Raw genomic sequence first — 19,145 nt, 5'->3', positions numbered from 1 at the left:
CGTTCATACTGTATACCAAAATATTGCAGATGAAGTTGAAAAAAGAATCGAGATTTTGGAAGGAATGGCCACAGTAAATGGATAACAAATTGAATATAGATAAAGAACAACTTGGTATGAGAAGAAAGAAAACTGAAGGATCAGTAACGATTACACCCGAAAGTAAAGAAAAGCAGGAACGGAGTTTTCCTGAAGATGATAAGCTCTTTGAAAAACCCAAGAGAAAACTTACTACGAAAGAGTTACCAAAGTCTTTCCGCGTCTCATTAGAAACACACACAGCAATATCTACACTTGCTACAATTGAAGATATGAAAATTTATGAAGTAATAAATATGCTAATCGAAGAGAAAGTTGCTTCGTTACCTGCACCAAAACAAAAGTTGGTTAGAAATGCTGTGAAACAAGTACTTGAAGTAAAGAAAAGTCGAGAATAGGTATAAAGTTTAATTTTATACCTATCTGAATTTATAAATTTATACTTTTATAAAAATATAAATTTATAAAAGTATAAAAAAGGAGTGGTTATTTTGGATAAAAAATACTTGGTGACTGTAACGCCTATTCAAGAAGATTCTAAACCACAGAAAAAGAGTTCATTGTCAGCAACAGACAGGAAAAATATAAAAGTATCACCTGAAACACTTAATAAAATAAAAGCCATTTGCACAATAAAAGACATAAAAAATTATGAGTTTATTGATGAAATTCTAGATTACTATATTGCTAATAAGTTGAATTCAAATGAGAAAAACAACCTAAATGAAATAATATCTATAAGAGGACAAGCATAACGCTTGTCTTTTTTATTTATTATCAAAAGTTTTTAGGGAGGATTGTAGATTCTTAGGGAGAATGTTGCAATAGGAACGAAAGGGGGAACGGATACAAATGAATCAGGAACAGTGGAACGGGGATCGTGACTCATTAGAAAAGTCTTATTGGACAAAGGAAGTTGCTGAGACTCTTGGTATAAGTGATAGTTATTTACGTAAATGGTGTTTGGAATTAGAGAAGAACGGATACAAATTTATCAAAGTTAAGGACGGAAAGAACAGAGAGAACCGAGCTTTCACGGAACATGACTTAATTGCATTACGAAAGTTTCAATCACTTATCGGGAATGCTGGAACGACACGTTCCATGGCTGCTAAAGTCATCGCCGAAGACTACAGTTCAGAAGATAGGAACGGCGGAACTGGGGCTGTTCCTGCACCACTTATTAGAGATAACGATCGTGAGAAAGCCTTAGAGGAACTTAAAAAACTAGCCTTCAATGATTGGAAAAGTGAATTGAAATCGGAACTTATAGAAGAGATTAAACGAGAGCTTATAGAAGAAATACAGCAGCATATGAAAGAGGAAATGCAATCAGCAGAGGAACGGCTTGGTGAACGTTTAAATAGCCATGACGAACTACTCATGAAGACGATTCGCGAACAACAAGAGACAAAAAAGATGTTAGCTGCTGCACAGGAGAAGAAGAAATGGTGGAAATTCTGGATTAAATAGAATTGCTACTGTTTCTATTTTTTTCTACTTATCATCACACACGTAATGACTTCTTTGAAAAGAGATGATTATTATAAGCCCCGCATATGCAGGGCTTTTCTCTATATAGCTTTTGCAATCTCAACAAGCAGTCTCATAAACAGTGGTATCATTTGGACTACAATATAGCCGATCCCTGCCCTTGAAATTAAACTGAATCCACGTTCCTGGCTACCTACCATAATGAACAAACCACCACATAAAGCCACTACAGAAGCTATAGGATAAGACACTGCTTTAATTAAAAAGATAACTGGCTCAAATGCATTTACAATACGATTATACAATTGACCATCTATATAGTTCTTAATTTTCCCATCGCTTGATTGAACATCCTTAAACACTTCATTCGAGTCCACATCTGGACCTGCAGCAAATCCATGAGGAATATCTATGATATTACTGAATATAATAGCACTACCGATCACAAGACCAACGCGCACCGCCACAGGTGCGTATTTCTTTGCCTTCTTTTTGAACAAGCTCCACTTTTTCTTCGCTCCATAATTTCCGCTCATAAAGTCCTTTATGCTCATCGTCTCAGTTGTCATGTGGACCATCTCCCTAATTTTAATGGAAATCTGTAACGGTAAATATGTTGCAGTCTAATCCTTCGCAAAGTTTTTGAATCTGTTTTCTACGGTATTCAGTACATGTATACCAAATGAACTTTGGGGGCTTCTCAAACACATTGCACTCGATTAGTTTTCTGTACTTCTGCATCTTCACACGGTTTGCACTCATTTTCTGCTCATGGTCTATCTCCACGATGTGATAACGTCCATTATCAGTGAAAAGTGCATCAGCAATAATTAAAACGACGCCTTTTACATTCATCTTCACTTCTTGTTTCCACGTTTTAGGGCATTCGTAAGCAATATAGATGTCATTTCTCATAATGTAGTGACGGAATTGATTAGATCGCTTGAGTACCTTCTTACTTCCGATACGTTCACGCCCTTCTTTGTTGAGATAAAAGACTTTTTCACCATAGCGAAAGCTAGATACATATTCTTCAAGGTCTTTCATAACCCTCGATGCATTTCTGTCTCCGCCTAAATCATGAAGTACCTGTATTTGCTTTCTAGTCAAAAATCCCAATCTCTTCAAGCTGGAGAGTATGCTTTCTAAGCGTTGTTCCTTCATTGCTAACTTTTGCATCCTCATTCTCCTTTCTAGCTCTAATGTTGACATGTGGCTTTATGATGTTATCTATTTGTTTATTATCAATGTAAATGGTTTGCAGTACCTTCTTCTCGTTCGTTTGATATATAGCCCTCCCTTTTATGTTTGGGAGATTCTCAGCTCCCCCTTCATCCAATACGGCACGGCTCGCAGCTTCCGTTTGTAATCTGAAGCAAACACGCGCACCAATGTTTTGGCGTAGTTGCGATGGTAAAGCTTGATTCGTTGGATATTGAGTCGCATAAAGTAACCTAAAACCTGCTGCTCTTCCTCTTCTTCCAATATCAACAATAATGTCCTGACATTCTGGATAGGCTGATAAATCAGCAGCTTCATCTACAATCACAAAGTACCTTGTCGGATCCCCAGCTTCTTTTATATCTTCGTATCCGTTTTCTAGTAAGTATTTATTTCTATCATTCAATTTAGTTTGCAATTCCCTTAGAGTCTGTAGGGCTTCATCTGGATTTTTCGCAATTGATTCGACTTGGTTTAGGAATCGATACCGGTTAAAAGATAGACCACCCTTCAAATCAATAAGGAATAGCTTTGTATTATCTGGTTGATTACGAACAAGAGATGTAATAATAAGTTTTAATACATTAGATTTCCCCATGTCCGTCATACCGGCCGATATCATGTGCGAAATCTGATCAAAGTCGTGTTTTACTAATCCATCTCGTGTATATCCGATTGGTACTTCCCACCCTTTACATTGTTTCATCATTTCTTCTTCGAACTTCACAAAGCTTGGTATTCCCTTCTCGTAAACTCGTATCTTCAACAACCCATCGTAGGACAGCTCTATTTCTTTTCTAATGCATTTTTTCTTGTTTATGATGTTTTGCATTTGCTTTAAGATATCTTTTCTCAAACGGAGAGATTTGAAGTCTGATAGCTTGAAATCGTAGACTTTGCTCTTGTGGTTCAATCCATCTTCTAAGTGCTGTATCTTTTGTTCAAAATCGGAGAAACTAAGACCCAAGGGAATCCGGTATGCATATTCCACACCCCAGTCATTCCTTGTCTTGCGAAGCAGCTGTATTGTCCTGGTATCTCTGCCTTCTTTCACTCTCAAACCACAATTAGCACAAATACGTTGTATCTTAGATGCATCGTTTGTTGCTCCTTTTTGATGCATTTTTGATAAAAGAATTACACTACCAACTGCTGCGGAACTAACTAACTCGAATATCAAAGGTTTGCACCACCTCTCATCATGTATTCTGGAAGAATAGTCCCTAAAGATTAGAAGAGATAAAAATAGCTATGAATCATTGGAAATAGTAATCTCACAATGTCTGAAGTATCATTCCGTGAGCGAATTCTATTTAGAATAGATGAAACGAAGTTTTAAAAGGCTATCAAATTGGAACAGTGAATCGTAATTTGTTTGGTATGGTAAATCGTATTTCATACTGCTTGCACAATATGCCTAATCTTTTTTGCAATTGCGTATAGTTTTTTGCATTTTGGACAGGATGGTAAAAAAGATTACGGAGGAGATTCAAGTGTGGGGTAGAGGTATTGGAAGACATAGAACAAAGTTGGCTAAATTTATGTCTAACTACGATTATTCAATACAAGATTTTTCAAAGGCTAGTAAAGTAAACAGAAATACATTAGGACAGTTGTGTAATGACAAGGATTATGTGCCGTCGCCAACTACAATGCAGAAGATAATGAAGGTTGTTAGAAAGCATGAGCCTCGAAAACAAGTCACAGACTTTTGGACTATGTAAAACGATAGTACCGCTATTACCAAAATAGACATAAAAAATAGCCCTACTTTTTTTGCAGTGGACTTGTTGGTTAGCTATATGTAAGGGATATGCTTTTGTTGCACGTCTAAAATAATTTTACTATTCCGGAAATTCTGTGACGAAGTGCTATATTATATATAACAAGAAAGAAAGGATGATTACAATGTTAGAGAAAACGTTCGAACAAAAATTAAGAGAAAAGGGATATGAGGTGGAATCAGGAGTTCATGAAATTACAGGAGAAAGTTATCTTACTGTTGATGGGGTGAATATCAGATACAAAGATATTCCAAAAACAGAATTAAGTAATGCGATAACAAGATATCATTGGAAAAGAGTATAATACATAAAAAAGCCGCCCAAAAGGACGGCTTTTGTTTTCACTTCACATGTACATAGGCTCCATTTGTAGTTACATAGTATGTTTTGCCCTTGCTGTTGTGTACTTTGTATTGTGACGATTCATTTGCCATTTAAAATTGTTGAACTTATAATTTATTCATTTGTATTTATTATACTTTTCTGACAAATCCCCAACATTATATGTTATGGTTATCTTTCAATATATAAAAATTTATTGGAGGGTATTTTTAATGAATACGACCAGTTCATCGTTTTCATCTGCCTTAGGAAGAATATTTACATCCCTTGATGTTCTATTGTTTTTAGGCCTAACATTGCTTCTTCTTTTCATTTTTACCTACTTTTACAATCAAAAATTCCCTGATCATAAGTACCCATCTTTAGTTGAATTTCTTTCATATATTGCTTAGTTATCGAATATTTCTTTGCAAAAGAACCGTCCCCACAAAGGAGACGGTTTTTAACATTAATTCACATACACATAGGCTTCATTTGCTGTTATATAGTATGTTTTCCCTTTACTGTTGTGTACTTTGTATTGTGGTGAACCATTTACAGTTACTTTCGCATCGATTGTAAAACCTAATCCTGCATCTAGTGAACCAGCAACATCTTTATCTGCCCAGGAAGCAGAGTCATAGAAACGTAGGTTGTCCACTTTAGAAACGACACGCTTTCCTACAATCGGATTAACTGGCTCTTTCTTCTCAAACTTGATATAAGAAGGATTATTATATACCCACTGATTTCCACCAAGATTTAGCCATCCATCTTTTTCGCCCCACACTTGGTATGATTCTGGTTTGTTTAGTTGACGAATAACAGAGTAGCTTGCATCTGGGCCTTTACGTAAATTAACGTTATTACCTTGAATGTATGCAACTCCTTCAACATTTGCAGTTGGTACTTCTTCTGGTTTAGATGGCTTCCCAGGAACAGAAACATCCACGCTAGAATTATTGTATGCTCGCTGTACATCTGCTCTGAATTGAGCTTCAGATACACCGTGGCTGTGTAGGTAATCAAGTGGGTCTTCATGATCTGTGCCGCCAAGATACTTCGTAACATCATAGTGAGTCCACAATCCTTTTTCTACAGATAATCCGCGGTCACGTAAAATTTTAGCCAGAAGCTTCACATATTTATCATATGAAACTTTGAATTTATCATAATCAGATGTTTCACACAGTTCGACGTGTACAAAACGTTTATTTGCACCTGGGCCACCACCATACGCAATATAACGTGTATCCGCAATTTGAATCGTCTCGTTCCAATCGACTGCATAGTGTACGAAGGCATTTCTCCATGTACGAGTTTCATATTTTTGAATATTAATAGCTGGAGCTTCTGGAGTCGCTGTGCTATGCGCTACAACACCCTCGTAAGCTCCAACACCATAACGGTATGGTTGTTTCGGCAAATCAGGAATAATAAGTGTTCTATCAGCAAAAGCCCCTGTAGTGAAACTTAACAGGAGCAATAGAGTCATAAATACAGAGGAAGCTAGTTTAATTGATTTTTTCATTAAGCATCTTCTCCTTTTTCTTCGTGATCAGTCCAAATACCTAGAGCGATTCCAAATAAATAAACAGCCTTTTCCACCTTATCCAAGTTGCCTTCGAATCCGGTCATTCCAAAGACTGATAAAATTAATCCAAAGCATGAAAAAAGCGCAACCCATGTTTTCCAGTTGCGCAAACGTTTTAAAATATTTTCTTTTGTAAGTGGCAAGTCTTATACACCTCCTTTCAATAACAATCCAATTAGTGCAGTTACAATCGCACCAATTATGATGCGGAGAATCCATGTGGTATTAGCACTGATTTTATCAAGTTGCTTATTTATATTAACGATGTCTTTTTCATTCCCTAAAGTACGAGACTCTAAGTTTCGAATGTCATTCTTTATATCTTTTTGATCTGATTTAATTTGTTGGATCTCTTGCTTTAACTCAATAATTTCTTGCATCGTTTTCACTCCTTCCAAAATAAAAAAGACCAGCCTATTGCTGCTCTCTCACTTAATTAGCTAATAATTGTTGTACAAGTGCCTCGAGTTTGGATATTCTTTCCTCTTGAGCTATGTTTTGTTCTTTCAAAGAGTTTATTTCCTTTTGTTGTTCGTTCTGTCTTAACATAATCTGCTGAGTAGCTGCAATGTTTACAGTAATCAAGGAGTAAGGCACTACAGATCTCTTGTCTCTGCCTTGGAATTGCTCTGGAGTTTCCTCTGCAACGAAACCATATTGTAGGAAATCACTAGAATGTTCTCTCAAGTATTCAATCCCGTACTCTTCTACATCCTTATTCAAGAAATATTGACTAGGTTTCAATAGCATTAAAGCGTCAACTTCATCACTTTGGATTGCTTGGATGTCTGCTTTTATCTCTCTGGTTGAACGTTGAGTCCAAGTTACACCAGAGACATCAAATGCAGCCCACAAGCTTTTACAGTTTACGTTTGCATACATAGTGTAAATCCCATCTGCAGGATCATATCTCTCAAGGAAGTAGAAACCTTCTTTGTTTCTTGTTCCTTTATGGACTTTAATATGCATGTTGTTGTACGTTGTAGCAACTGCTTCCAGATTAGCAGTATCATCCAATTTTATTATGAAGTCATTCGATATCTGAGTACGTTCTTTACTAAATATGAAAGTGTCTGACGCAACATTTAAGAAGTTATATCCTTTAGCTCTCGCGCGTACACTTCCTAAATGACTAGCATTGATATAGATATCCGCACTAGCGTTTAAGTCTATTCCACCTTTTGATTGGAGAGTTGTTTTGTGATAATATCTTTCAAAAGATAAATATGAGTGCTTTGTTATTTTACCGGTTGAGTCTCTCCCAGAAGCTACTCCTATGCTTGCTACTGAAGAAGTATAGTTTGTCAAACTTGGAGTAGTATGGTCAAACACTAAAGCATCATTGACGTCTCCACCTGCTCCAGAGTAATCATTACCGAGTACAAGAGCCTCTGTAAAGGAGCCATCTGTGGTAGGTACGAATCCTAGGTACCCACGTGACCTTCCAGTCCCATATAGAGTAAGGTTCTGCTTCTCTAGTCTCATATGGTTATTAGAGCTAGACGGGTCCTCTGTCATGATTACTACGCCTTTTAAGCTACCTGTCTTGATATGCTTAGCTTCAACGTAGCCGTCAAGATTTATCTTCTGAGCTTGAATCAAAGCAGTCTGAGCTGTGAGGTTCAACTTTGCAGAAATTTCATTGTCTTTAACACGGAGAGAAATCTCCTGAGCATTTACTTTCAACTCAGAATCATGTCTATCCACTACAGCTTTACTACCATATCGTCCATCACCTTCATCTTTAGTGTAAACATCAGTAGATTTAGCTCGTAAGTTTATTTCCTGATTAGTCTGAGTGAATTTTGTATCATAACTAGAGTTAACTGTATTGAATTCTGACTTAGTCACACGGTCAGCAACCTCTTTAACCATAGCGTCATAGTTTACAATGTCTTTTGGGTTTTCCATATAGACAGGAAGTTTCTCACCTGCGTTACACTGTGGCTCAGCTACCCATACAGTACCAGCTCTCCTAATCCACACTTCTATACGTGCATGAGTGATTGGAGCATCTGGAGCGTCATGATCTATAGTGAATCTAGTCCATTGTCCATCTACTAGCTTATCTTGGAACTCAACTTGCTTGTATCCCCCTACTGAAGTCGTCCCATTGAAGAACTCTACCTTAAATGCAGCACCTAGTGAGATAGCATATTTATCCTCAGTGTATAACATAGCAGAGAATTGGAACTTTCCTTGTTTCTGATAAGCAGGTACATCTTGATAGATACCATGCCAGACATTAGTTGTTGTATGTGTAGATTCAATCTTAACTGACCTACTTTGTTTGTATCTCTTAGATTCATCTACGGTAATCTTTCTGTCAACAGCATCAGCGTCAGGGTTCCATCTTTCAAGTGAAGGAGTCTCTTCGGTAACGTCTCCGAAGTCATTTACTTTCTTTTTAACAAACTGAGTATTCAATAAGAGGTTATCCGCTCCTAGTTCACCAATGTACTCCTGCATTTGAGTTTCGGTAACTTTTGTACTTAGTTCACCTTTAATATTCGTAATCTCTGTAGTAATTCCTACAGTGTCGGGAACAAGTGGCTCCCAGTCAGTACCATTCCAGAGTTTCAATATCTTAGCAGAAGAATCACTGGAGTCAAGCCATAGAGTTTTCCCCGCTTCTAGTTTATCTGTAGGAGCAGTAGGACTCTCAATAATAGCCGTTTGCATCTGATTCATGTTACTTTCTATCTCTGTAGCTAAATCCTTTGCAGTTTTAGCATCTTCATGAGCCTGGTCCGCTTTAGCTCCTGCCTCTGCAATTGCATCAGTCTGACCATTTACTTTTTCGTCTAGCTGCTTAAATACTTCTGCAGGTACTTTGTCTTGCAGAGAAGATAAAATACGTTGATAAGCCTTCATGAGAGAATCATTTACATCTTCTATCTCTCTATAGTTACCGAAATAGATTTTATCTTGACGGGGATCCTTGAAAGACTCGTCTGCAGCAATCGCACGAGCTTCTAAATATAAAGGAGGGTTAAGCGTCTTGTCTTTAATGTATACAGTATCACCTTCATTTATTGCCTCATGTGACATCCCTGCTACTCTAGCCAACGAAACAGCGTCAACTCCATAAACTAAGTTAGTATCTACTCGCTTCTTCAGAGCTGCCTTTGTTAGAGTCATTAAACGCTCTGGAGTCATATTTTGATTATCAGTCTCTGGAGTATAAAACCCAAAGCGATGCTTACCATTAATGTTCCAACGTTGAAATGCTTCATCGTCAACCACGTAGGGAATACCATTATTAATATCTGCTACAGTAATTACCTCATCTTGACCGTTTGCTCCCTGGACAGTAACGTAACCCACTAGAGCAGTAATTACACCGTCAGAGTTTTCTGTACGAGTAATCCCTTGCAAGTCCTTACCTATATTGATTTCCTTCCCAGTGTATCTACCACGCTTTTCTACTAAGTCTACGTATCTTTTATTGATACTAGCTCCCTGGATAGTAACCCTATATTGAAGCTCATAATGATTAAACTCTGTAGCAGTTAAATTAAGAAGTCTCAAAGGGGATACAAACTCTTTAATGTATTGCGTACGTGTCCCTGTTGCTTCTACTTTACCGACTTCCCAGTCAGTCCCTTTAAGGGCTATTCTCATATACTCTTCTGCTTTGAGAGAGTCGAACTTTTTAGGTTCAATATAACCGTCAGCATCTAGTAAGGTCCATTCACCACTAGCAAGGATTGTAACTGTCTTAGCAGCAGAATCCTTCTCTACAGAGGTAATCACATAAGGTGTCATTATACCTGGACGCGTTTCTTTCAAGATGATATTTTGCTGCTGAAGATAAGGGATATATTTTGAGCTCTCAAGTAATTTAACATCTAATATATCAATGGAGTTCTTTATTTCCCAGTGACGCTTGTCCTCAATATAACCATGAGGACGTATAGTAGCTATCACTTGTCTTGTAATGTAATCAACTATGTGAAGATCTCCTTTTCGTTTTCCCATTATCTGTATCTCTCCCTGTATGTTACTTTGGCAGTCCCTATATTCTTAGGGCGTACGATTATTTCATTTTCTCCTCTATTGACAACTGGAAATTCACTAAATAACTCTTTAATATTGATAGCATCTTTCCCGTTAACTGTCACAAGAGCTCTCTCAGTATCTACAACTACAGTGTCTCCCTGGTCCACAATATAGGGAGTTGCATCTACTGGTACACTAAACTTCTTATACACTTTTAAGTCTTCTATAAAAATAGCATCTAATGGACTGTAATCCCCATATTTGAAGATTCCTATTGCTACTTTAGTGACTATAGAAGTAGTGGCGGGATTGGACTTGTTGACATCATTCCAGGTTTCAATGATAGTTTCATAATCTTGATAAGTTCCTTTCTTATATAAAGCAGAATAAGCTGTCCAAGTATTTCCCTCTCGCGTTAACATCACATGTCCTCTAAAGTCTGTGAATGAGCCAGGTGTCCTTCCAGTATCATCTATAAGCGTTTTCTCTTCAGGTCCATCATTTATGACTGTATAAGCTTTTGTGATTGAAGAAGTGTCGTATTCGTCCTTCATTCCTAATTGAGCAACGATATTGTCATTAGCATCTAATAAGAAGAGCATAATAGTTCCCATTCTGTCATAGCTAAGAGAGTCAAAAGAAAGTCTCATATCAACTTTAAAGTCTGTAGCTCCTCCAGGAGGAAGAGACTGTTTAAGAATTGGACCATACCATGTATTTTCTTTAACAGGTCCATAAGTGCTAGGACGGAAACCGTGTCCACTCCCTGCTATCTCCATAGCTCCAGCTCCTTCAAAGAGTGAGCCAAGCGGCCCATTGTGAGGATTCCATTTACTTAAATTGTCCATCTTGTCCCAAATGACTCTATCCTCTTGAGCTACTAGCTTTGTCATGGGTCCTGTGGGATATCCAAGTCTAAAGTATTCATTGCCATTCCAGACATCTATAAAGGGGCTCTTATTTAGAACATTCACCTCTACTATAGGGCTAGACTCTACAGTCCCTTTATTGGCTATATTTACTTTCAAATCTGTACCTTTAATAGCAAAGTCTTCTGTCTTAGTTTCACCTAGCTTATAAGGCATAGGACATACAAAGCGGATAGTTCCTTTTCCTCTGAAGATAAGTTCATCTAAGTCTGTCTCCCCGTCTAGCATAGCCATATATGTTCTGTCTGCCTCATCGTCAAAGATAAGCTCCTTTGGCTCATCTTGAATAAGCCAGCATGCTAAGTCTTCCTTCTTCTTCTGTAGATCCGCCTGGTCTCTTGCTTTAACGATGACAGGGACCTCGATAGTTCGTACTTTTGTGTTAGTCTGCAGGTGATACCCTCCAGGATGTCCGGGCACTGTCAATATGTCTCGTTCAATAGGAGCCCACGCAGAGCGGTTAAACCCCATCAAAATGAACAGGTAATCTTTTTTGATTCCGTTGAATTTAAAGCTAGTCACGTGAGTATCCTCCTTAGTTATTTTTATTTGAGCCCTCCCAGAGGGAAGGCTCGTAAGTTTATACTAGAAAGCTGGCATAACTTGAGGGTTAAACTGTGCAAGTCTGCTACTTCTACGCTTATTAGCACTGTCAACGTCCTCAGAGATAACTTCACCGACAACCTTTTTATCCATAATGATGTAAGTAGGTTGCTTCTCGTCAGAGCCATTTTGAGCTTCTGCCTTACGAGTTTCCTTCTCTGCCTTAACAGAGCCACTCATACGCTCATATGCAGTAGGAGCCATTGATACAGAACCTTTAATAACATCATCCATCTTAGGAAGCTTGAAGTCTGGAGTTACTCCTAAGTCCATTCCTTGGAAGTTATCATTCCCTACAATGTTTCCTAGTTCGATATCATTAGATAAAGCTTCAAAACCGTCCAGTACTGCAGAGCTCATCATCTCAGCAGCTTTTACTGCATCGCTTGTCATATCTGTAATTCCCACGGCTAAACCTTCAGTAACGAATCCACCGACTTTCTTCATTACACGGGAAGGAGAATGTATATCAAAGAAACCTGTGACTGCATCTTTTACCTTACCAGCCATCTTTTTAGCTGCATTTATCGCATCGGAAGCCATTCCACTAATTCCGTCTGCTAATCCTCGTACTATGTCTTTACCTGCGCTTAGTAGCATAGAGCCTGCATTAGAGAAACATTTCTTAATTCCTCCGATAACATTGTCTGTAATAGCGCTCCACAAGCTACTTAACACGGAATAGATACCTTTAATAAGAGACCAAAGTATCTGCACACCTGCAGCAAGGATCTGAGGAAGGTTAGTAATAATAGCCTTTGCTATTTCATAGATAATCTTTAGAGCTGCTACAGCTAACTGAGGCATAATTTGAATAATACCTTTGATAATTGCCATTAAGATTTTAATACCTGACTCAATTATCTTAGGGAGATTCTGCATGATTATATTTACAAGTTGAGTAATTATCTTAACGGCAGCATCTACAATCTTAGGAAGCATTTTTATGATTCCGTCAACGATAGCCATTAAGATTTTAATACCTGCATCTATAATTTTAGGAAGGTTAGTAATAATCATCTCAATAATTTTATTTACAAGCATGATAGCCGTGTCTACTAGATTAGGCAGAATCTTTACAATCCCATTAATAAGAGCCATTAAGATTTTAATACCTGCATCTAAGATTTTAGGAAGTAATGTAATAAGAGCATTTAATAAAGTATCCATTATCTTTAATGCAGCATCTATAAGTTTAGGAAGGTTATTCACGATTCCGTCAAGTATTGCCATTAAGATTTTAATCCCTGCATTCAAGATAATAGGAAGTAATGTACCTATAGTATTCACAAGAGTATTAATCATCGTAACGGCTACATTAATTAAAGTAGTTACTACAATAGGGAGAACTTGTAGAAGTCCTTCAATAACCTTTGTAAGGATTGCTACACCTTGTTCAATGAACTTAGGGAGATATAATACTATCGAATTAACCATAGCATCTATTACTGTAGTAATTGTAGTTAGCAACATAGGAAACATTGAGTTTATCCCTTGTACTATCGTAGGTAGGAAACGAGCTGCAGTAATTAGAAGTCCTGGGAGACCTCCCACAAGCATAGCTATTAGAGATGGGATAATATTCATAAAGATTTGTCCTAGTTGTGAAGTATCTCCACCTAGAGCGAGCCTTATTGCTTCTACCATAGAGGTAACAGTAGTACGGATAGCCATTACTGCATTCCCCATAAGTAGAGCCGCATTCTGGAAGCCTACAGGCAAGTGAGTTATCCAGTCATTCATAACGTCTCCTACTGCAATGACACTCCATATATACTTCCCTAAGTTTGCTATAGTTTGTCCAAAGCTATTAAGAGCCACCATAGCAGGAGCTAGAGCAGTTGCTATTCCTTGTATAGGAGCAGGCAAATTGGATATTACATCTTTGAAGCTGTCACCTGTAAGAAGTACATAGCCAAGATATTTCCCTAGCTCCATAGCTAATGCTCCAAACTGTTTCAAGCCTGCAAGTGTAGCTACTAAGGCTTTTCCTCCAAGGTCCATCAAAGAGGCGGTCCATTGCTTAATGACTGCAATTACTCCTAAAACTCCATTTCTAAATGTTTCACTAGTTTTCCACAAGTGAGTAAACCCTACTACTAGTCCGGCTATTGCTGCGGCTAATATCCATGCAGGAGCAGACATCATAGAGAACCCTGTAATGATTGGCATAATGACAGGTTTAATAGCAAACAAGATAGCTCTTAACCCTTTAAAGTATCCAATCCCTAGGGCTAAAGGTGTTAGAATTACCATCAAGGCAGGAACAAGCATCATCATTCCTTGTATAAACTTAGCTAATACAGGATAAGCTTCATTGAATTGGATCACCATCTCAGCCAGTTTAGCAATAAAGTTATACATAGGAGTCATAACAGAAGCGAACGCTTGGACCATTGGCTCAAATGCTTTAGCTAACTTTTCTAACATGTTATTGAAGGCTTCAGCGTACTTTGTATTTTCTTCCATAGCTCTCCCGTGAAGAGCTCCGTAGAATTTAGTTGCAGCAGCAGCAGCGACTCCAAAGATTACAGGTAGAGCCATCATCTGAGTTCCCAGGTCTCGAATAAAGTCATTGTATTGCTTAACAGAAGCGTTCGCTCCTAAGAACTCCAGAGCGAGTTGCTGAGGGCTTCCAGAACGTGCTAGTCTGTCCAATGAATCTACTGCAGTCAACGCAAGCCTACTAGTGTTATACAAAGGGTTATTCATTGTAGTAAGGTTATTCTGGAAACGGGAAGCTGTGGAGCTTGCGTTATTAAGAGTCCCTATAGTTTGGTAGATACTCACTAGAGCCATTCTATTAGAGTTAATAGCTTGATCGTTTGCCGCCTTCTGAGCTGCTCCTAACTCATTGATTCTAGCTATCATGTCATCTACAGAACCTGTATAAGAGCCTGCAGACTGCATTAATTCAAAATATCCGTATTGAGCCTCTATTTGAGCCTCCCTAGCTCCAGACATACCTGCTTTCATTTGAGTCTGATAAGCTTTCATTTCGTTCATCATTCCCTGGTGAGCAGCAGAAACTTGAGTGTATCCTCTTGTTATGTCACTATTCATACGAGTAAACTCAGATCCGAAGGTACGTGTCATTTCACTAGTAGTACTGTTCATTCCGTTTCCTATACGGCTAATTTCGTTATTTATTTGAGTGACTTCATTTGAGGTAATATTGCTAAGCCTATCTATCTCGGATTGATATTCATTTCTGATCTGAGCGGCTATTTGTTGTATATTGGCTCCAATTCGTATAAGCTCCCCGTTAACCTCTGAAACTTCTCCTCTTACATCTCCGTCAAGAGGGTTAAAGCCACTATCAAAGTTTGAACGTGCCTGCTGCCCTATAGATACCATATTGATTCCTATAGAGCTGAGCAATTCGTTTACATTGTTTACATTCGAACCTACATTACTCCCTAGATTATTAATCTCAGAATTAAAAGCTTGTCGAATAGTTCGACCTACAGAGCTCATATTCGAACCCATTCTACCTAGCTCTCTATTGATTCTCTCAACATCGCTACGTATATTAGAATTGTCTATTCGGGCATCTATCTTTACACTTCCGTCAGCCATGTATATTCACGCTCCTTAGTTGTCTAATTTAAAGAGTCTCCAGGAGCACTGCTACGAGGTCTTAATCCTCTGTAGGTTTAATAACCTTGTTCTCTTGAGCTAGTTGCTTGCGTGCTTCCTTGTAACGTCTCATGCGGTCCTCGTAAGCTTTCAACTCTCTAGCCTCCCTCATAGCCTTCGCTTGAGGAAGCTCATAAAAGGCTTTTTTCTTCTTAATATCCTTCACCTGATCCGCATTGTCTTTAGTCTTCTTAGGGACTTCACAAGTGCGGTACTTAATAGCAGTCTTCATAGGTGTCTCTTCTGATAAGTTGTTAAATAGAGCTAGAAACTCGTTCCAGAGTAGCTTTCCTTGCTGCTCGATTAGATTAATTTTGTAGTCAAACAAAAAGGACGAGAAAATCCGTTCAGCGTCTATAGTAAAATCAACTATAGGAACCTCTTGGAATGTCTCGTCCTCTTCAGCTACATCTGTGGAGTTATCTTTATTGGTCATCTCATTGACTCTCTCTGTATTCTCTAAGTCAATATTAAGCTTAACTTTGAAGATATCAATGAGCAGTTTGTTCTGCTGATCTCCGTTAAGCTGAGCTAGTAAGCTGCGTTCTACTACAAGCATATTGAGTGCTACTGGAAGCTTAACATTGTCAGAAACCTTCTTATCATCAAACAACTGAAACATAACTAGTATGTTGTCATAGGAGAGATTGAGCTCAATGTCAACCCCATGCCAATGGAATCTATCTACGTTTCTCTCTGTAAGAGTAAATCTAGGTTTCATATTAGCTCACCTTACTTCTTAGAGTTGATTAAGTATTCGTCTAATGAGCTTCCAGCTTTGCTTTGTAGTTCTTCTTCTACAATCTTAGTTAAGTAGTCGATTAAGCTAACAAGATTCATTAGATATCGTCCTGCTTTCTCATATAGCTCATCAAATGTATCTTCTCCTAAGAATAACTCAATAGCTTCTTTCATAAGTTCACGCTGTTTAAGATTCATAGCACGTAACTCTTCAACAGTAGCTTCTCGGATATCTAATGCAGCATCTTGAAGCTCTTTTGCTTTCTTCTCATAAGATACGAACCCTTCTTGATAAGTAAGCATTGAGTCATCATCGAATTTCACCTTGTAAAGCTTTCCTGCTACGTCAATCTCTTTGTAAGTTTTCTCGAAAGTAAATTGTAAAGTTGTCATTATAGTTATCTCCTTGGTTTTTTTGTATTTGCCTCCGTCGAGACAGTTTTTAATTTATTCGAATAAGTTAAAAACATATTTTGTACTATTTTTATCACTCTAAAAAAGCTATCGTTGAGGAGGGAACCTATAAAAGCTCCCTCTCAATGTAATTGATAGCATGAATGGAAGGGGAACGCAGAGGATTAAGCGGAAGCTTTCTCTGTTAACTCTGGAGCTCCGTCAAATGCAATGTTGAACTCAACCTCACCCTTGCTATTCGCGTCGCCGCCAGGAGCTTTAATCTCTGAGATAGTTGCAGGACCTTCCCACTTATCTCCACCAGGCTCAGTCACACGGAATTCAGTCTTACGAGCGTCACCAATTTGATTAATCTTCTTGAATATGAAATCTTGTGCTTCATCACCATAAGATCGATGACCTTCAAAGCCATAGCTCATCATAAAACCTACTACGGAACGCTCAGAAGCTCCGCCTCCGTCGTAATAGTAATCTTCTTCTACTTCCTCGTTATTGTCTGGATCTACGGAAGTAATCCCTTTAGCGATAACAGACCACTTAGGAGTAGCCTTCGTTCCTGTATTGATCTCAAATTTATAAAGATGATTCAATAGATATGCCATTATGCATTCTCCTTATCGTTTATTCGCCTTCGTATAGTTCAGCGCTAAAAAGCGCGGTATATATAAACTCGTTTACTGCTGTCTTCTCAACGAAATTAGGCTCCACATACACATTTAATCGCCTTAGTGTATAGGAGCCATCAATAGCGTTGAAAACACGCCTGTGAACGTTATTTAGTTCTCTTGCAATTGCTTCTGCTGTGTTATTAACCTCTAATTGGTTATCACTTTTAACAAGAATCTGAAATTGCTTGTTTAGTAGTTCACCATCAAAATATTGATCACCTAATGCCGAAGGTGTCATCCTTATAGCAATGCTCTTTTTTGGTGTATTGTTTGTCCCGATATCGAGCAAATCTACTTTTACAGGAGCAAACATGATAGATGATGGAAAATTAGTATTTAGGTGTTTGATAACTGAATCAATGAGCCATTTCACCAGTTCACCTCCTTTAAAGGCCATTAAAAAAGCCATCCGTTAAGATGACTTTAAATGTTCTTCTTCTAATTCTTTTCTCGCTTGAATCGCGTCTTCTATATTATCAAAGCGCTTCGAACGGTAGTCCTTACCGTTAACTCTTATACACGCTCTATATTTCTTTAGCTTTTTATCATAACTTACACCTGTAATACCAGTAGAACTTCTTTCACTAACGCGTTTATTATGACCCTGCTCTGATAATGTAGCCCATCTGCAATTCGATGGCTCATAATTACCGTTTACATCTATTCGGTCGATTGAATGATTTGGTGAAGGTCTTTCACCCATATCTTCAACAAATAATCCTGGTGATAATCTCCATCTTTCACAAACAGTAATACCTCTGCCACCATAATTTTTATACTCAGGATGATCAGGGTTTTCACAACGACCTATAATATTAATAATTGCTACGTATTCAGGCGTTTTAGACGCACCGTGTGTTTTCGACCTATTAGAAGAAGCTTCTTTGTTATAACAACCACATGATGTAGTTCTTCCTGTAGCTAAAGCATTTCGATTAATAATTTTAGAATTACCGCATTCACAAACACACTTTAATCTGACATTATTATGTTTGTCACTTTCGACTCGTTCAACTACAGTTAATCTTCCAAACTTTTCACCTATTAAATTACTATTATTTTTTGGTCTTGAAGGAATAAAAAGTTCTGGAGGTCGAATTCCACGCCTGTATCTACCGAGAATTGTTCTGTAATTAACCCCTACCTCATCTGCCCATTCTGACAAATTCTTTTTCTTTCCCTTGTATTCCAAAAAAATATTACTTTTTCTGTTTTTTAAGTGGTTGTGCAGAGGAACTAATTTACAATTTTCAGGACTATAATCACGATTAGTATCGATCCTTTCTACAGTCATACTATCTTCATATCCTGATTTGAATAACCATTCTTTAAATACAGTATAATCATGCCAATCGTCACATATTTTAATCCCTTTTCCACCGTATTTGTTAAACGACTGATTTTTGGAATTATAGCACCATTGTTTAATTTGAGACCATAATTTATACGATTTCATTCCAGTTTCACCGTGTTTCTTCTCGTGATTCTTTTCTTTTTGATAGCATCCACAACTAATTGTGTTCCCTCTCTTTAGATGATGAGAAGAAACTTCTTTTGTATTACCACACTCGCACTCACACATGAACATAGTGTAACTATTCTTTCTTCTTGTATACTTTAAAACTTTTAATCTCCCGAATGTTTGCCCGCTTATGTCTACGAAAGGTCTCCCCATAGTAAAACCTCCTAAAATATA

19 protein-coding genes and 1 pseudogene are annotated in these 19,145 nt (G+C 37.9%); 5 read left to right on the top strand and 15 right to left on the bottom strand.

Features of this window, described 5'->3' with window-relative positions; all coding sequences use genetic code 11:
• Positions 1-77 precede the first annotated feature (77 nt).
• The 3 genes from ACM6HU_RS16640 (at position 78) to ACM6HU_RS16630 (ending at position 1,512) form a co-directional block, all read left to right on the top strand.
• The gene (locus ACM6HU_RS16640; protein ID WP_414848319.1) at positions 78-437 is read left to right on the top strand and encodes a hypothetical protein; all 360 of its coding nucleotides are present in this window, start codon (positions 78-80) and stop codon (positions 435-437) included.
• Positions 438-530: 93 nt separating this feature from the next.
• A complete protein-coding gene (locus tag ACM6HU_RS16635; protein ID WP_097834264.1) occupies positions 531-794 on the top strand; it encodes a hypothetical protein in 264 nt (87 codons plus the stop codon).
• A 97-nt stretch (positions 795-891) separates the two neighbouring features.
• Positions 892-1,512: a DUF3967 domain-containing protein gene (locus ACM6HU_RS16630; protein ID WP_414848318.1), complete on the top strand. Its 621-nt coding sequence runs from the start codon at positions 892-894 to the stop codon at positions 1,510-1,512.
• Between the two features lie 101 nt (positions 1,513-1,613).
• On the opposite strand, the gene ACM6HU_RS16625 is transcribed toward ACM6HU_RS16630, so the two are convergent.
• From ACM6HU_RS16625 to ACM6HU_RS16615, 3 genes are read right to left on the bottom strand one after another with little or no spacing between them, the layout of a single operon-like run.
• The gene (locus tag ACM6HU_RS16625) at positions 1,614-2,102 is read right to left on the bottom strand and encodes a hypothetical protein (protein WP_414848317.1); all 489 of its coding nucleotides are present in this window, start codon (positions 2,100-2,102) and stop codon (positions 1,614-1,616) included.
• Between the two features lie 19 nt (positions 2,103-2,121).
• On the bottom strand, positions 2,122-2,697 hold the full coding sequence (locus ACM6HU_RS16620) for a replication-relaxation family protein (RefSeq protein WP_414848322.1): 576 nt from the start codon (positions 2,695-2,697) through the stop codon (positions 2,122-2,124).
• Entirely contained in the window at positions 2,636-3,934 is a 1,299-nt protein-coding gene (locus ACM6HU_RS16615; protein WP_414848316.1) for an FtsK/SpoIIIE domain-containing protein, read from the bottom strand. Before ACM6HU_RS16615 ends, ACM6HU_RS16620 begins: the two co-directional genes overlap by 62 nt.
• Before the next feature lie 313 nt (positions 3,935-4,247).
• Between ACM6HU_RS16615 and ACM6HU_RS16610 the strand changes: the two genes are divergently transcribed.
• Positions 4,248-4,478 carry a helix-turn-helix domain-containing protein gene (locus tag ACM6HU_RS16610; RefSeq protein ID WP_242227159.1) on the top strand — a complete coding sequence of 77 codons (231 nt, stop codon included), beginning with the start codon at positions 4,248-4,250 and terminating at the stop codon, positions 4,476-4,478.
• Positions 4,479-4,662: 184 nt separating this feature from the next.
• Positions 4,663-4,842 carry a hypothetical protein gene (locus tag ACM6HU_RS16605; protein WP_242227160.1) on the top strand — a complete coding sequence of 60 codons (180 nt, stop codon included), beginning with the start codon at positions 4,663-4,665 and terminating at the stop codon, positions 4,840-4,842.
• A 37-nt stretch (positions 4,843-4,879) separates the two neighbouring features.
• Here ACM6HU_RS16605 and ACM6HU_RS16600 read toward each other — a convergent pair.
• The 12 genes and pseudogenes from ACM6HU_RS16600 to ACM6HU_RS16545 form a co-directional block, all read right to left on the bottom strand.
• Positions 4,880-4,966, bottom strand: a pseudogene (locus ACM6HU_RS16600) (N-acetylmuramoyl-L-alanine amidase); the annotation flags it as partial.
• Between the two features lie 362 nt (positions 4,967-5,328).
• Positions 5,329-6,390: an N-acetylmuramoyl-L-alanine amidase gene (locus ACM6HU_RS16595; protein WP_414848315.1), complete on the bottom strand. Its 1,062-nt coding sequence runs from the start codon at positions 6,388-6,390 to the stop codon at positions 5,329-5,331.
• Positions 6,390-6,596, bottom strand: a complete 207-nt coding sequence (locus ACM6HU_RS16590) for a hypothetical protein (protein WP_003205225.1) — start codon at positions 6,594-6,596, stop codon at positions 6,390-6,392. The genes ACM6HU_RS16595 and ACM6HU_RS16590 overlap by 1 nt, the downstream gene beginning before the upstream one ends.
• A 3-nt stretch (positions 6,597-6,599) precedes the next feature.
• The gene (locus ACM6HU_RS16585) at positions 6,600-6,833 is read right to left on the bottom strand and encodes a hemolysin XhlA family protein (RefSeq protein WP_098814077.1); all 234 of its coding nucleotides are present in this window, start codon (positions 6,831-6,833) and stop codon (positions 6,600-6,602) included.
• A gap of 52 nt (positions 6,834-6,885) precedes the next feature.
• On the bottom strand, positions 6,886-10,434 hold the full coding sequence (locus tag ACM6HU_RS16580) for a phage tail spike protein (protein ID WP_414848314.1): 3,549 nt from the start codon (positions 10,432-10,434) through the stop codon (positions 6,886-6,888).
• On the bottom strand, positions 10,434-11,906 hold the full coding sequence (locus ACM6HU_RS16575; protein WP_414848313.1) for a distal tail protein Dit: 1,473 nt from the start codon (positions 11,904-11,906) through the stop codon (positions 10,434-10,436). The genes ACM6HU_RS16580 and ACM6HU_RS16575 overlap by 1 nt, the downstream gene beginning before the upstream one ends.
• A 63-nt stretch (positions 11,907-11,969) precedes the next feature.
• Entirely contained in the window at positions 11,970-15,566 is a 3,597-nt protein-coding gene (locus ACM6HU_RS16570) for a phage tail protein (protein WP_414848312.1), read from the bottom strand.
• A gap of 61 nt (positions 15,567-15,627) precedes the next feature.
• A complete protein-coding gene (locus tag ACM6HU_RS16565) occupies positions 15,628-16,347 on the bottom strand; it encodes a Gp15 family bacteriophage protein (RefSeq protein ID WP_414848311.1) in 720 nt (239 codons plus the stop codon).
• A gap of 11 nt (positions 16,348-16,358) precedes the next feature.
• Positions 16,359-16,760, bottom strand: a complete 402-nt coding sequence (locus ACM6HU_RS16560; RefSeq protein WP_414848310.1) for a hypothetical protein — start codon at positions 16,758-16,760, stop codon at positions 16,359-16,361.
• Positions 16,761-16,945: 185 nt separating this feature from the next.
• Positions 16,946-17,383 (bottom strand): phage tail tube protein, encoded by a 438-nt coding sequence (locus ACM6HU_RS16555; protein ID WP_098784896.1) that lies wholly within the window; start codon positions 17,381-17,383, stop codon positions 16,946-16,948.
• A 19-nt stretch (positions 17,384-17,402) separates the two neighbouring features.
• A complete protein-coding gene (locus ACM6HU_RS16550) occupies positions 17,403-17,822 on the bottom strand; it encodes a minor capsid protein (protein WP_414848321.1) in 420 nt (139 codons plus the stop codon).
• 39 nt (positions 17,823-17,861) lie between these two features.
• A complete protein-coding gene (locus tag ACM6HU_RS16545; protein ID WP_414848309.1) occupies positions 17,862-19,124 on the bottom strand; it encodes a hypothetical protein in 1,263 nt (420 codons plus the stop codon).
• Positions 19,125-19,145 lie beyond the last annotated feature (21 nt).

Source organism: Bacillus sp. IT-79MI2, assembly GCF_949768135.1.
GTDB classification, from domain to species: domain Bacteria; phylum Bacillota; class Bacilli; order Bacillales; family Bacillaceae_G; genus Bacillus_A; species Bacillus_A pseudomycoides.
This window is presented reverse-complemented; position numbering and strand designations above follow the sequence as displayed.

Bases quoted from the DNA above. Each gene is read 5' to 3' on its own strand.
- ACM6HU_RS16605 (WP_242227160.1), top strand. From the start codon at position 4,663: ATGTTAGAGAAAACGTTCGAACAAAAATTAAGAGAAAAGGGATATGAG.
- ACM6HU_RS16595 (WP_414848315.1), bottom strand. From the start codon at position 6,390: ATGAAAAAATCAATTAAACTAGCTTCCTCTGTATTTATGACTCTATTG.
- ACM6HU_RS16625 (WP_414848317.1), bottom strand. From the start codon at position 2,102: ATGACAACTGAGACGATGAGCATAAAGGACTTTATGAGCGGAAATTAT.
- ACM6HU_RS16555 (WP_098784896.1), bottom strand. From the start codon at position 17,383: ATGGCATATCTATTGAATCATCTTTATAAATTTGAGATCAATACAGGA.
- ACM6HU_RS16580 (WP_414848314.1), bottom strand. From the start codon at position 10,434: ATGGGAAAACGAAAAGGAGATCTTCACATAGTTGATTACATTACAAGA.
- ACM6HU_RS16620 (WP_414848322.1), bottom strand. From the start codon at position 2,697: ATGAAGGAACAACGCTTAGAAAGCATACTCTCCAGCTTGAAGAGATTG.
- ACM6HU_RS16570 (WP_414848312.1), bottom strand. From the start codon at position 15,566: ATGGCTGACGGAAGTGTAAAGATAGATGCCCGAATAGACAATTCTAAT.
- ACM6HU_RS16565 (WP_414848311.1), bottom strand. From the start codon at position 16,347: ATGAAACCTAGATTTACTCTTACAGAGAGAAACGTAGATAGATTCCAT.
- ACM6HU_RS16545 (WP_414848309.1), bottom strand. From the start codon at position 19,124: ATGGGGAGACCTTTCGTAGACATAAGCGGGCAAACATTCGGGAGATTA.
- ACM6HU_RS16630 (WP_414848318.1), top strand. From the start codon at position 892: ATGAATCAGGAACAGTGGAACGGGGATCGTGACTCATTAGAAAAGTCT.
- ACM6HU_RS16585 (WP_098814077.1), bottom strand. From the start codon at position 6,833: ATGCAAGAAATTATTGAGTTAAAGCAAGAGATCCAACAAATTAAATCA.
- ACM6HU_RS16640 (WP_414848319.1), top strand. From the start codon at position 78: ATGGATAACAAATTGAATATAGATAAAGAACAACTTGGTATGAGAAGA.
- ACM6HU_RS16560 (WP_414848310.1), bottom strand. From the start codon at position 16,760: ATGACAACTTTACAATTTACTTTCGAGAAAACTTACAAAGAGATTGAC.